General features: G+C 36.4%; 12 protein-coding genes. 6 read left to right on the top strand and 6 right to left on the bottom strand.

The window, feature by feature from the left end; genetic code table 11:
- The 4 genes from Q0X66_RS14920 to Q0X66_RS14905 all read right to left on the bottom strand — a co-directional run.
- On the bottom strand, positions 1 to 350 hold a 350-nt coding region (locus Q0X66_RS14920; RefSeq protein ID WP_297707749.1), incomplete at its 3' end, for a carboxypeptidase-like regulatory domain-containing protein.
- A 194-nt stretch (positions 351 to 544) separates the two neighbouring features.
- On the bottom strand, positions 545 to 2,392 hold the full coding sequence (gene glmS, locus Q0X66_RS14915) for a glutamine--fructose-6-phosphate transaminase (isomerizing) (protein ID WP_297707748.1): 1,848 nt from the start codon (positions 2,390 to 2,392) through the stop codon (positions 545 to 547).
- A 116-nt stretch (positions 2,393 to 2,508) separates the two neighbouring features.
- Positions 2,509 to 4,335, bottom strand: coding sequence for a DUF4270 family protein (locus tag Q0X66_RS14910; RefSeq protein WP_297707747.1), 1,827 nt, complete (start codon positions 4,333 to 4,335; stop codon positions 2,509 to 2,511).
- A gap of 5 nt (positions 4,336 to 4,340) precedes the next feature.
- Complete coding sequence (locus tag Q0X66_RS14905; RefSeq protein WP_297707746.1) at positions 4,341 to 5,021, bottom strand: glycogen/starch synthase; 681 nt, start codon at positions 5,019 to 5,021, stop codon at positions 4,341 to 4,343.
- Between the two features lie 143 nt (positions 5,022 to 5,164).
- Between Q0X66_RS14905 and panC the strand changes: the two genes are divergently transcribed.
- The 5 genes from panC (at position 5,165) to radA (ending at position 9,992) form a co-directional block, all read left to right on the top strand.
- Positions 5,165 to 6,013 carry a pantoate--beta-alanine ligase gene (gene panC / locus Q0X66_RS14900; RefSeq protein ID WP_297707745.1) on the top strand — a complete coding sequence of 283 codons (849 nt, stop codon included), beginning with the start codon at positions 5,165 to 5,167 and terminating at the stop codon, positions 6,011 to 6,013.
- Positions 6,014 to 6,026: 13 nt separating this feature from the next.
- The gene (gene panD / locus Q0X66_RS14895; protein WP_297707744.1) at positions 6,027 to 6,377 is read left to right on the top strand and encodes an aspartate 1-decarboxylase; all 351 of its coding nucleotides are present in this window, start codon (positions 6,027 to 6,029) and stop codon (positions 6,375 to 6,377) included.
- 2 nt (positions 6,378 to 6,379) lie between these two features.
- The gene (locus Q0X66_RS14890; protein ID WP_297707743.1) at positions 6,380 to 7,345 is read left to right on the top strand and encodes a lysylphosphatidylglycerol synthase transmembrane domain-containing protein; all 966 of its coding nucleotides are present in this window, start codon (positions 6,380 to 6,382) and stop codon (positions 7,343 to 7,345) included.
- A 27-nt stretch (positions 7,346 to 7,372) separates the two neighbouring features.
- The gene (locus Q0X66_RS14885; protein WP_297707742.1) at positions 7,373 to 8,518 is read left to right on the top strand and encodes an alpha/beta hydrolase-fold protein; all 1,146 of its coding nucleotides are present in this window, start codon (positions 7,373 to 7,375) and stop codon (positions 8,516 to 8,518) included.
- Between the two features lie 112 nt (positions 8,519 to 8,630).
- Entirely contained in the window at positions 8,631 to 9,992 is a 1,362-nt protein-coding gene (gene radA, locus Q0X66_RS14880) for a DNA repair protein RadA (protein ID WP_297707741.1), read from the top strand.
- Positions 9,993 to 10,062: 70 nt separating this feature from the next.
- Here radA and Q0X66_RS14875 read toward each other — a convergent pair whose 3' ends face one another.
- Both Q0X66_RS14875 and Q0X66_RS14870 read right to left on the bottom strand, forming a co-directional pair.
- Complete coding sequence (locus Q0X66_RS14875; protein ID WP_297707740.1) at positions 10,063 to 11,103, bottom strand: aldo/keto reductase; 1,041 nt, start codon at positions 11,101 to 11,103, stop codon at positions 10,063 to 10,065.
- A gap of 74 nt (positions 11,104 to 11,177) precedes the next feature.
- Positions 11,178 to 11,942, bottom strand: coding sequence for an exodeoxyribonuclease III (locus Q0X66_RS14870; RefSeq protein ID WP_297707739.1), 765 nt, complete (start codon positions 11,940 to 11,942; stop codon positions 11,178 to 11,180).
- 132 nt (positions 11,943 to 12,074) lie between these two features.
- On the opposite strand from Q0X66_RS14870, the gene Q0X66_RS14865 reads away from it, so the two are divergent.
- The coding region (locus Q0X66_RS14865) for a TonB-dependent receptor (protein ID WP_297707738.1) at positions 12,075 to 13,708 on the top strand (1,634 nt) is incomplete at its 3' end.

Genomic DNA, 13,708 nt, shown 5'->3' with positions numbered 1-13,708 from the left:
GATTCAAAAATTCGTTCCGGGGTTCTGGAAGCTGAGATCACCACTTCGTCTAAAAACGTTTGTGTCTCACCAAGAATAACAGTAATGGCTTGATTGTTCGCTGTAACATCTGCTGTTGACTCGGAATACCCAATACTCGTTATCCTCAATTGAAAGGGGGGTACTTCAGAAGTTTCCAGAACAAAATTGCCATCAAAATCGGAGGTTGTTCCTATCGTTTTCCCAACTATAACAACGTTAGCCCCTGGAATAGGTTGACCATTTTCATCCGTTACATTTCCATTCACGGTTGTCTGCGAATAGACTCCTATCCCCAACATCAGTAGGGAAAAAAGAAAGATTCTTCTCATGTTAATTTTGAGTTAAATTAGTATGTGACCAAGATACAGAATTTTTTAAATTGAAAATGCAAAAAGCAAAAAAAGTAGAGCTGTTTAGTATTAATTTCGCAATTTAATACTCCGAAAAGTTAAAAATCAATAATTTCAATAAAAAAGACGACCATTTTCATAGTCGCCTTTTTTATAATTTTAACTTAAATAATTTATTCTACCGTAACCGATTTGGCCAAATTACGGGGTTGATCTACATTGCATCCTCTCATAATAGCGATATGATAAGATAACAATTGCAGTGGTATGGTAGTCAAAAGCGGGGTGAGACATTCGATAGTTTCAGGTACCTCTATCACGTGGTCTGCTAACTCTTTTACCTGTTCATCTCCTTCTGTTACGATGGCAATAATTTTTCCTTTTCTGGACTTTATTTCCTGTATATTACTAACTACCTTCTCGTAATGACCTTTATTGGTAGCAATTACAATTACCGGCATTTGTTCATCAATAAGTGCAATTGGACCGTGTTTCATTTCTGCTGCAGGATATCCCTCAGCATGAATATAACTTATTTCCTTAAGTTTTAGCGCTCCTTCCAATGCTACAGGAAAGTTATAACCCCTGCCCAGATATAAACAATTTTCCGAATCTTTATATTCCTGTGCAATTATTTCAACTAAAGGATTGGTTTGAAGTGCTTTTTCAACCTTAGTGGGTATCGTATCTAACTCTGAAAGGAATTCATGAAACTTAGATTCAGAAAATTCACCTTTTTCTTTTGCCAGTTTAAGAGCAATTAGAGTCAGAACTGTTATTTGAGTTGTAAATGCTTTAGTAGAGGCCACACCAATTTCCGGTCCGGCATGAGTATATGCGCCAGAATGAGTCTCGCGTGCAATTGAGGACCCCACTACATTGCAGACTCCAAATACATAAGCTCCTTTTTCTTTAGCCAGTTTAATCGCCGCCAATGTATCGGCCGTTTCACCGGATTGAGAAATGGCAATCACCACATCTTGTTCTGTAATTACAGGATTTCTATACCTGAATTCTGATGCGTATTCTACCTCCACTGGTATTCTTGCTAAATCTTCAAAAATATATTCTGCTACTAATCCGGCATGCCATGAAGTTCCACACGCCACAATAATTATCCTGTTTGCGTTGAGAAATCTCTCCATATTCTGGTCAATCCCTGCCATTTTTATTATGCCCTGGTCAACTCTTAATCTTCCTCTGTAGGTATCTTTTATCGCACTTGGCTGTTCATAAATTTCCTTTAGCATAAAATGATCATACATTCCTTTTTCAATTTCTTCAAGATTAAATTGAAGTTCCTGTACTAAAGGATAAGCAATCTCATCATTCTTTATCTTTCGCAGTTTAATTTCTTTGCCAAGACGCACAATAGCCATTTCCTGGTCTTCCAGATAAATCGCATTATTAGTAAATTCTATAAAAGGTGATGCATCTGAGGCTATGAAAAACTCATCTTTACCTATGCCTATTGCCAATGGACTCCCTAGTTTGGCAACCACAATTTCATCTGGCTTTTGAACATCAAATACGGCAATTGCATAAGCCCCAACAACCTGGTTTAAGGCAATTTGAACGGCCTTACCCAGTAATACCTTTTCCTTTTTCTTTACTTCTTCAATAAGATTGATCAAAACCTCGGTATCAGTGTCAGATTCAAAGGTATAGCCCCTCTTAGTAAGTTCTTGTTTTATGGATTCATAATTTTCGATAATCCCATTATGAATAATTATAAGATTTCCCGAATTAGAATAATGCGGATGTGAATTTACATCGTTTGGAACTCCATGAGTTGCCCATCTTGTATGTCCGATGCCCACATTCCCTTTTAAGGATATATTGTTTTCTGATCGATCTTTCAGATCTTTAACTTTACCTTTAGTTTTGGCCAGATTGATCTTATTTCCGTCGTATAAGGCAATTCCAGCACTGTCATACCCCCTGTATTCCAAGCGCTGTAAACCCTTCATGATTATGGGATAAGCATCCCTATATCCTATATATCCAACAATTCCACACATATATGTTCAATTAACCGGTTAGAAGATGAGCAAATTTACAAGAAGAAATTAAAACTTAGCTGTAAACTCGGTTATATAACGATAAAATACTGTAAGTTGTGTATTATGTACCAATCTTAATTTACCTCTGTATAAAATATCTCTAATTTTAGCTGCATTTCCTCTTCTTCTGAGGAAACATTGTTGCCAAATAGAACAGTTCCTAAAGGGGTGATCGTTGCACTAACCGGTAAATCTTGTTCAGTCATGTCAAGCACGGCATTTTTAGAATTAAAAATTGCCAAATCTGCTGATACTGAGAGACCTAGAGTGACATTTGTAGAATCTCGAATAATAATGTCATTTATATAATTAGTGATTTTCAATTTATATTTAACCCCTTTGTTATTCTCTTTATCCAAAGACCCGCCATAATTAATATTAATTCTGTTATTGACATCAGGATCACTTGCCACACTAAGATCATATAGTGGTCTGTTTGTTTCCATATTAAAAAGGTATAATGAAGGTGGCTCATTTGTAATTCCCGCCATATCTAATGTTTCTCTATCTACATAAAAGATGAGATTGGCTTCATTAACTACCCAATTTTTTGTTTTAATATCGTTTAGAATGTCTTCTCCGTTATTTTCCTCAAATAATTGGATTTCCGCATAGGATCCTGAACCTCCTTTAAGATATATCCTATCTGCATTTTCGTTTGTGTCCAAATCATTTGCAATCTCAGCTGGAAATGGTTCATTTAATAAAGTGTTAACCGCATTGCCAGTTATTGTGCCAAAAGATAAATCTCTACTAATTAATGTCAATTGATACTCCGCTTCGTCAGTAATTATTTCTTCATCCTCCAGCTTATCGAACTCATAGGCAATTGTAATCGTGGCAGCTGTTATGTCAAGAATAAGCAAAATATCATCGGTAATAGCCGAAACAGATAAGTGTAAACCTCTAAGAAAACTACTAAAATTTGCTTGACTTAATAAATCGGTCTGGCCTTCTTTATCTAAAATATTTTGTTGAAAAAAGTCAGGATTTAATACTACCTGAATCCCCGGTTGGATGCGCTGGGGGGCGCCTAAAGACTCATCAACCTCTGTGCTCGGATCGTCCTCCGGAAATATTAATGTTTCTTCATCTGATATTGTTACCTGTCCGTCAAACAGCACTTCAGAAACGAAATCAGGTGAAAATTCCTGAGTTGAATAGTACTCCTGGGATTCCAGAAAACCTGTATCCGGATCCAAATCTCTTAAAAAATATGTAGATTGTTCAACTTTGAAATTGAAAGGTGCTTCCCGGTTTCCGTAAATGCTGTCAAGGTCTACTTTTACAGGATAACCGTTTACATCATTCACCGGGTCATCTCCATCTTTTATGCCATCGCCATCAGTATCATCACTAAGCGGATCTGTTCCAAGTACTCTTTCATCATTATCGGTAATGCCATCTCCATCACTATCACTATTTGGATCCTCGGGGTCTACATCAAAAACGTCTGCAACACCATCAAGATCCCGGTCACCACTTGGGTTTTGAAGATAAGGGATGTAAAGAATTACTTCCGTTACAGTTTCATTCTCCTCAATTGCAGCCTCGTTAGGGTCTGTTGCAGAATTATCTTCTCTTTGCTGACTATAAAGTCCAAATGTTGGATTCCCTATCCCACCTTGCAATCTGAGTTGAGAAGTTATACTCGCCTCTGTATTACCATAAAGCGGGTCATTATATTTTCCTATTTGGTATATTGGAAGTTTGTTAGTCTCAACAGCATTGATTTTTTTGTTAAAAACAAAAACGTCATATACCGCCTTATTAGTTACAAAAGGATCGTCTCCAATAAGACCCTCTCCAATTGTAGTAAGGTCTTCATCACACGAAACAGCGCTAAATATAAGTACCAAAACTGCAAATGCAGAGCATACCAATTTTAATAAAATCTTCATGAGGCCTATTTTAAAACTTCAGTGCTATAAAAGTTTGCATATGCTTCTTCAAATTCCTGTAAAGGGACATATGGCAACAGAGGTTTTTGGAGGTTGGTAATATATTCACTTAAATCTTCTGAAATTTCTTCGGCTGCTAAAATAATGGCATCAGAATAATCTACAGCTACTTTTAACAAATTATTATAGGTGGGAGACTCCAGATGGGAGATACTATCCTCAGTAATCCCATCAAATAATATTTTTTTCTTCATATTACCATCCAGGTTTCCATCAAAACCATTGCTATAAACTGAGGTTACAATTTTACTGTCGGCAAATAGTGGTTCATCTGCGTAGTAGGTTCTTAAGTATAATGGTAAAAGTGAAGCCAACCATCCATGAACATGGATTATATCTGGTGACCAATTCAATTTTTTTACTGTTTCTACTACTCCTTTAGCAAAGAAAATGGCCCTTTCATCATTATCCGGGAATAGTTCGCCATTCTCATCTGTAAAGGTAGCTTTTCGTTTAAAATACTCCTCATTATCAATAAAATAGACTTGTATTCGCTCCCGGGGTATTGAAGCAACTTTAATAATAAGCGGCATGTCCATATCATTGATGACGAGATTCATTCCTGATAGTCTGATTACCTCATGGAGCTGATGCCTCCGCTCATTAATATTGCCATATCTTGGCATAAATATTCTAATTTGGCCCTAATATCTTTTTACCATTCATAAAAAAATGTATTTTGTTTATCGGAAAAACATAGCTGCAAAATTACAAAAATAATGTAGAATAGCAGTAATTATAGTAAGTTTGCTGGCTTTTATAATTGATTATGTTGTTATTCAGTAGCAAAAAGGAACTAATAGCTCATTTGGCCACATTAAAAAACACTTCAACAGCTGTTGGTTTGGTTCCTACTATGGGAGCATTGCATAAAGGACATCTTTCCTTAATTAAAAAAGCCATCTCCGAAACTAAGGTCGTTGTAATCAGTGTTTTTGTAAATCCTACCCAATTTGATAATCAAGATGATTTAAAAAATTATCCCAACACCTTAGATACAGATCTTGAAACTCTAAAAACTGTTTCAGAGGAACTCATTGTTTTTGCCCCGTCAGTAACAGAATTGTATTCCGGCAACATCAGTTCAAAGGAATACGATTTTGATGGTTTGGACACCACAATGGAGGGGAAATTCAGATCGGATCATTTTTTAGGCGTTGCAACTGTAGTGGAGAAGCTTTTTTCGATTGTTAAGCCAACAAAAGCTTATTTTGGTGAGAAGGATTTTCAGCAACTATTAATCATTAAAAAATTAGTTGAAAAAACAAATATGCCAATTAAAATTATTGGCTGCCCAATTGTCAGAGAACCTCACGGACTTGCGATGAGTTCCAGAAACGAAAGACTTCCAAAAGACTTAAGGGACAAAGCCTCTTTTATCTATGAAACACTTTTGGCTGCCAAAGAAATATTTGGCACGAAAAGTGCTTCAAATGTAATGGATTGGGTTATAAATAAATTTGATAAACAGCCTGAATTCGATTTGGAATATATAAAAATTACTGATCAGGACACTTTAAAACCTGTAAAAAGAAAACAAAAAAATACAAAATATCGGGCCTTTATAGCAGTTTATGCTAACGGGGTGCGCCTAATAGATAATATAGCGCTTAATTAATTAACTTTGTGCCATGCAAATAGAAGTTGTCAAGTCCAAAATACATCGGGTTCGCGTTACCGGAGCTGACCTTAATTATATAGGAAGTATTACTATAGATGAAGATCTTATGGATGCTGCTAATATTATTCAAGGTGAAAAAATTCAGATTGTCAATAATAATAATGGTGAACGATTGGAAACCTATGTTATTCCAGGACCAAGGGGTACTGGTGAACTAACCCTAAATGGTGCCGCGGCCAGAAAAGTGGCAGTAGGTGATATTCTGATTTTGATTACATATGCCCGAATGGATATTGAAGAAGCCAAAAAATTTAATCCGGCTTTAGTGTTCCCTGATGAAGAAACTAATCTATTAAAATAGTCTTGACTAAAGAACTGAAAAAGATCTTAAAAATCATACTCCCAATTGCTTTGGGAGTTTTTTTAGTCTGGTATTCATATAGTATTACCTCTGAAGAAGACAGGATACAAATAATCAGGTACATTAAGGAAGCTGACCTGTTTTGGGTAGGACTCTCTATATTTATTGGAATTTTAAGCCATATTTCCAGGGCGATCCGATGGAATTACCTTTTGGAACCCTTAGGATATACGCCAAAAGTGTCTAACAATGTTTTCATCATCTTGATAGCTTACTTTGCAAATTTAGGCATTCCGAGGTCTGGAGAAGTATTAAGAGCAACAGCACTTGCAACCTATGAGAACGTTCCTTTCCAAAAAGGTTTTGGGACAATTGTAACCGAACGAGTAATAGATTTATTGATGTTGCTTCTAATAATTCTTATAGCTCTTTTTTCACAGACCGATATAATACTCGCGTTCTTAAATGAAAAGGGTGTGGACTTTACAACGACCCTAATTTTTCTTGGTGTGGGTTTAATAGGACTATTGTTTATTATGGGTTTTTTAAGAGGTTCAAGTTCAAGATTTGCCATTAAAATCAGGGACTTTATCAAAGGTTTATTAGACGGTGTTTTAAGTATATTTAAAATGAAAAAGAAATGGGCCTTTGTCCTTCATACTATTTTTATTTGGGGTGCTTATGTTCTTATGTTTTGGGTCATAAAATTTACCGTGCCAGAAACTATTGATCTCTCATTTGGGCAATTACTGGTGGCCTTCGTTGCCGGTGCCTTTGCCATGTCTACAACAAATGGGGGCATAGGCCTTTACCCTATAGCAGTTAGCAAATCCCTTGCCATTTTTGGTATTTCGGCTGTTTCCGGAAATGCGTTCGGTTGGATTATATGGATAGCACAAACTCTTATGGTCGTCGTTTTTGGTGCAATATCTTTCCTGCTCTTACCGTTATTGAACAGGAATAAATAGCATAAAGCTGTTTTAAAATACCTTGGCATGATACGTAATTTTTTTCTATTTGCTACACTACTATTCTGTACAGGTTTAGGAGCACAAATAACACAAGAGATTTTTGAATCCTTTAAATTGCAGGAGAGAAGGGATGTAAAATATTATATACCAGAAGATTATAACCCTGAGAAAAAATATCCTTTAGTGGTTGTTCTGGACGGAGAATACCTTTTTGATCAGGTCGTTGCGAATTCCAAATTTTACAGCTCTTTTCAGGGGACTCCAGAGACCATAATAGTTGGTGTTTTTCAGAATAAAAATGATTTGAGATGGGAAGATTGTGCCTTTGAGGAAAACTCCGGACTTCCCGCAGAAAAAGGTAAATTATTTTTTGAATTTCTTGGAATGGAACTCATTCCTTACCTTAAGACCACCTACAACACCGCTCCTTTCAGCATGTTTGTTGGTTACGGTATTACCGCCAACTTTGGGAATTATTATTTATTCAAAGAAAAATCCTTATTTAATGCATTCATTAGTATATCTCCTTATCTGGCACCGGAAATGGAGAACAGAGTACCCGCCAGACTTAATGAAATAAATCAACAAATTTTTTATCATTTAATTCTCAGTGGAGAACGCAATGATAGCAGAAATGCGATATTGCAAATGGACAAAACATTGAAAAGTATAGATAAAGTAGGGTTCAATTATCACTTTGATGAATATCCCACGGCTAACGAAGTATCGGTCGCAACCTACGGAATTGGGAAGGCCTGGGGAAGCATGTTTGAGATCTTTAAACCAATTAGTCCAAAAGAATACAAAGAAAATATTCTAACATCAGAAGAACCCGTTTATAAATATTTGGAAGATAAGTACAATTCTATAGAAGAATTATTTGGGTTTAGGAAAGAAGTTGAATTAAATGATATTATGGCCATATATGCCGCAAGCAGGAAAAAAGATGATTATGAGTCTTTAAAACCACTAGCGGAATTGTGTAAAGAAGAATTCCCAACTACAATGCTGGGATTCTATTTTGAAGGGGAGTATTATGAAGAATTGGGAGAGGGCAAAAAAGCACTCCGAACTTTTGAGAAAGCCTTTGCGATGGAGGAGATCGATTTTCTGACAAAGGAAATGGCTTTGGAAAAAATGGACGCTTTAAAAGCTGACTTTGGCTTTTAAACCAGTACCTGTAATCTTTCTATTTTAATATGGAATGATATTTAAAGTATCAACATTCTTTTGATTTCTATAGTAACCACAATATCTTTAGCCAAAACCAGCTTAGGTTCAAATGGCTAAAACTAAAACAGCTTTTTTTTGTCAGAATTGCGGTACACAATATGCCAAATGGGTAGGACAATGTGGTGCCTGCAAGGAATGGAATACCATCGTAGAAGAAGTTATCCAAAAAGAAAAGGATATTCCCTGGCAAAGCGTCAGGGATACCAAGGCAATTACTTCGAAGCCTGTTTTAGTTGGACAGATCAATGCTACAAGGGAATTCAGACTCGATATTTCTGACAAAGAATTTAATCGGGTATTGGGTGGAGGTTTGGTCCCTGGGTCACTGGTTCTACTCGGTGGAGAACCAGGTATTGGTAAAAGCACATTGCTACTGCAAATTGCTCTAAGACTCAACTTAAGGACCTTATACGTTTCGGGTGAAGAAAGTCTGAAGCAAATAAAAATGAGAGCAGAGAGGATTCAACCTAATAATCAGACCTGCTATATACTTACTGAAACCAAAACCCAAAATATTTTTAAACAGATAAATGATATTGCACCCGATATAGTCGTCATTGATTCAATTCAAACCCTCCATTCTGACTATATAGAATCTTCTGCAGGGAGTATATCTCAGATTCGTGAATGTGCTGCTGAACTTATAAGATTTGCTAAAGAAACGAATACACCTGTTATTTTAATTGGTCATATTACAAAAGATGGAAATATTGCAGGGCCAAAAATTTTGGAGCATATGGTAGATACGGTCTTGCAATTTGAGGGTGACCGCAATTATGTTTACAGAATTTTACGGGCACTGAAGAATCGATTTGGCTCAACGGCAGAGTTGGGCATCTATGAAATGCAAGGAGATGGGCTTAGGGAAGTAAATAATCCCTCAGAGGTATTACTTTCAAAAAGTGATTCAGGACTTAGTGGTACGGCTATTGCTTCCACAGTAGAAGGCATGCGGCCTTTGATGATAGAAATTCAGGCTTTAGTAAGTTCAGCGGTCTATGGTACTCCACAACGCTCTACCACCGGTTATAATGCCAAACGCCTGAATATGTTACTCGCTGTTTTGGAAAAAAGAGCAGGTTTTAAACTTGGAGCAAAAGACGTGTTTTTAAACATTACCGGGGGAATAACTGTAGACGACCCAGCCATTGATCTCGCAGTAATCGCTGCTATTTTGTCGAGCAATGCAGATATTCCAATAGAGAAAAATATATGTTTCGCTGCAGAAATAGGCCTGGCAGGTGAAATAAGGCCTGTACAAAGAGTAGAACAGCGAATTCTGGAAGCCGATAAACTTGGGTTTTCTACAATTTTTGTTTCAAAGAACAATAAAATTGCTCTTAAGAATACAAAAATAAATATTGAATTGGTTTCCAAAATTGAGGATTTAGTTAACCAACTCTTTATTTAAAATAATCTTATTTAGTTCAAAGTCTTTTTCAACCTATAAATGATGATATACGCCCTTATATTGAGGAAAATTAAGGCGCAGGATCGGGTATATTATTATGAATTGTTTCAATGCCCTTTATAAGCTCATCAGAGAGATCAACTTCAATACTGGATATATTTTCCTTCAGCTGTTTCATAGATGTTGCACCAATAATATTACTGGTTACAAATGGTCTTGAATTCACAAATGCAAGGGCCATTTTGGTAAGCGAAAGATTATGCTCCTGGGCAAGTTTGTAATATTCCTGAGTAGCCCGGTTTGCGTTGTCACTAATGTAACGGCTATAAGCTGGAAATAAGGTAATCCTGGCGTTTGCAGGCTTCATGCCGCCTATATACTTTCCACTAAGAACTCCAAATCCCAAAGGAGAATAGGCTAAAAGACCTATATTTTCTCGTATTGAAATTTCCGAAAGCCCCACTTCAAACTGGCGGTTTAATAAATTATAAGGGTTTTGTATAGTAATCATTCTGGGTAAGCTGGAGTGTACTTTACTTTCCTCTAAAAAGCGCATGGTTCCCCATGGGGTTTCATTTGAAAGTCCTACATGTCTTATTTTACCTTCAGTAATAAGATCCCTTAGAGTCTCCAATACCTGGTGAATATTATCCTGCCAATGATCGGTCAGATCGTGTTTATAACCTCTTTTCCCAAAATAGTTGGTAGAACGCTCCGGCCAGTGCAATTGAAATAAATCTATATAGTCTGTTTGGAGTCGTTCCAGACTTCCTTCAACCGCTTCTATTAAGGTTTCCCTTGTAAAACCCGTTGATCTGATAAACTTTGTGAAATCGGCTTTTCCCGCCATCTTGGTGCCAAGAATAATCTTATCTCTATTTCCTGTTTTCTTAAACCAGCTGCCAATTATTTTCTCGGTATCAGCATATCTGTCGGGATGAGCCGGAATAGGGTAAAGTTCCGCCGTGTCAAAAAAGTTTATTCCCTGATCCACTGCATAATCCATTTGGTGATGTCCTTCCTCTTCTGAATTCTGACGACCCCAGGTCATAGTACCCAAACAAATTTTACTAACTTCTAAATTCGTATGAGGTAATTTTTTATATATCATAAGCAAACACTAATCTTTTTTGACCAGACAAATTTAGTAATTCCCATGTTTACATTTTATTTAGATTACTTTAATTATTCATGTAATTCAATTAGAATTGGGCAATGATCACTATGTTTTGCTTCAGAAAGTATAACAGAACGTTTTAGCCTATACTCCAGAGAATGACTAACCATGCCATAATCCAGACGCCATCCTTTATTATTATTGCGAGCATTTGCCCTGTAACTCCACCAGGTATAATGATGCGGGTCTTTGTTAAAAAACCGAAAGCTGTCTATAAACCCACTTTCAATAAAACTGCCAATCCATTCCCTTTCAACCGGTAAAAAACCTGATACATTTTTATTTCTCACCGGATCGTGGATGTCAATTGCCCGATGACAAATATTGTAATCTCCGCAAATGATAAGGTTTGGGTGTTTTGTTTTGATCTTATCTATGTAAGTTTGCAGATCTGCCATATATTTCAATTTAAGATCCAATCTGGCCAGATTGGTTCCCGAAGGAAGATACATACTCATAACAGATAGCCCGTCAAAATCTGCCCGAAGGTTCCTGCCTTCAAAATCCATATAATCAATTCCGGTTCCATATTCAACGTGATTCGGTTGTTTTTTAGACAAAATAGCAACTCCGCTATAACCTTTTTTTTGAGCACTAAACCAGTAATTATGAAAGTAGCCGCTTTTTTCAAAAACACTAATATCTAACTGCTCTTTCATTGCTTTGATTTCCTGAAGGCAAATCACATCCGGATCAACCTGTTTGATCCATTCAAGAAAACCTTTGTTCAGGGCTGCCCTAATGCCATTTACATTGTATGAAACTATTTTCAAATCAATTTAATTTAATTTAATTTCAAAAATAGTGAATGTTTAATCCAACTTGCAAAGTGTCTTTTAATATATAAATTTGACCAATCCCATTAGCATATCTATTATACTTATTTTTGGACTGAATATTAATTAATGAAGCTATACATTTTATTTTTCATCCTTCTTTACAATTATTTCTATGGGTATACACAAGAATTGGAAAAGGATTCTATTACTTATCTTGAGGAAGTTATTATTTATAACCCAAGTAAAGCCAATAAAATTCTTGGAATTACCCCATCGACGATTATTCGGGAAAAGGCCTTTCAAAATTACAGTCCAATAGATGTTGCCTCCTCAATTAATCAAATCTCCGGAGTTTATCTGCTTTCAGGCGCATTAAACACAAACCGCATAACCATTCGTGGTGTGGGTGCTCGGACCCCATTTGGCACGGACAAATTACGTTTATACTTTCAGGATATTCCGGTTACCAACGGGAATGGTTTTTCAACAATTGAAACTTTTGATCTGGAAAATCTTACATCAATGGAGGTGATTAAAGGGCCCAAAGGAACTGCCTATGGTACAAATCTGGGAGGTGCTATACTGCTTAATACTAAAAAACAAATTAATAAAGGAACCTTTCTAGCCAATAACTTTACTATAGGTTCTTATGGACTTATTAAAGACAATTTAAGTGTTGCGCATTCAACAGATAGTTTGGAATTTAATTTGCGCTATAACCATTTAAATACAGATGGCTATAGAGAGAACAATAACTTTAACCGTGATGGTATACTTCTGACAACGGCGATAAAACTTAACTCCAGGAGTTCAATTGCCATTTTGGCAAATTATATTGACTACACCGCTCAAATACCCAGTTCTTTGGGGATAACTGCTTTTATGGAAAACCCAAGACAGGCTGCTTTTACATGGAAACAGGCACAGGGCTTCGAATCCAATAAATATACCCTCCTGGGGCTCTCCTATAACTATAAAATAAATAACAAACTAGAGAATACAACCAGTCTATTTTACTCATATCTAGATCATTATGAAGCCCGCCCATTTAATATTCTAGATGAGTTTACCAACAGTTATGGTTTCAGGACCCAGTTTATAGGTTATTTTGGATATGAGGATAGAAAAGCATCTTACCTATTTGGGGGAGAACTCTACAAAGATGAATACAATTGGAAAACTTATGAGAATTTATATGAGGATAACAATGGAAACGGAAGTCTGCAGGGAAATGAACTTAGCCGGAATAAGGAATTCAGAAGGCTATTTAATGCATTTGCCTCTCTGACCCTCCCCCTAGCCAAAAAATTAAAACTGCAAGTTGGTATAAACCTAAATAAAACTCATTACGATTACAGAGATTTATTTAACTCCGGGGAAGCTAATAAGAATGCAAAACGAAATTTTGATCTTATAGTAATGCCCAGTCTGGATTTGGTCTATTCCATAGGTGATGGGAGACAGATTTATGCAAATATTAGCAGGGGGTTTTCTAACCCTGGATTGGAAGAAACTTTAAATCCCGAAGGAATTATCAACCCGGAGATTACTCAGGAAAAGGGAGTGAATTATGAGCTTGGCACAAAACTCTTTCTTGCAAGGAACAAACTATGGTTGAACCTGGCTATATTCAGGATGAATATTAATGATTTACTGGTTGCACAGCGCATTGGAGAAGATCAATTTGTTGGTAAGAATGCCGGAAGCACAAAACATCAGGGCGTTGAATTAGATATGAATTATACTTTCGATTTAAGCTC

Origin of the sequence: uncultured Eudoraea sp., assembly GCF_947260015.1 — a bacterium.
GTDB lineage: Bacteria > Bacteroidota > Bacteroidia > Flavobacteriales > Flavobacteriaceae > Eudoraea.
Note: the sequence above shows the minus strand (reverse complement) of the source record. Positions and strands in the feature narration are given on the sequence as shown.

Excerpts from the sequence above, each read along its gene's own strand:
- glmS (WP_297707748.1), bottom strand. The coding sequence starts at position 2,392 with ATGTGTGGAATTGTTGGATATATAGGATATAGGGATGCTTATCCCATA.
- Q0X66_RS14910 (WP_297707747.1), bottom strand. The coding sequence starts at position 4,335 with ATGAAGATTTTATTAAAATTGGTATGCTCTGCATTTGCAGTTTTGGTA.
- Q0X66_RS14905 (WP_297707746.1), bottom strand. The coding sequence starts at position 5,021 with ATGCCAAGATATGGCAATATTAATGAGCGGAGGCATCAGCTCCATGAG.
- panC (WP_297707745.1), top strand. The coding sequence starts at position 5,165 with ATGTTGTTATTCAGTAGCAAAAAGGAACTAATAGCTCATTTGGCCACA.
- panD (WP_297707744.1), top strand. The coding sequence starts at position 6,027 with ATGCAAATAGAAGTTGTCAAGTCCAAAATACATCGGGTTCGCGTTACC.
- Q0X66_RS14885 (WP_297707742.1), top strand. The coding sequence starts at position 7,373 with ATGATACGTAATTTTTTTCTATTTGCTACACTACTATTCTGTACAGGT.
- radA (WP_297707741.1), top strand. The coding sequence starts at position 8,631 with ATGGCTAAAACTAAAACAGCTTTTTTTTGTCAGAATTGCGGTACACAA.
- Q0X66_RS14875 (WP_297707740.1), bottom strand. The coding sequence starts at position 11,103 with ATGATATATAAAAAATTACCTCATACGAATTTAGAAGTTAGTAAAATT.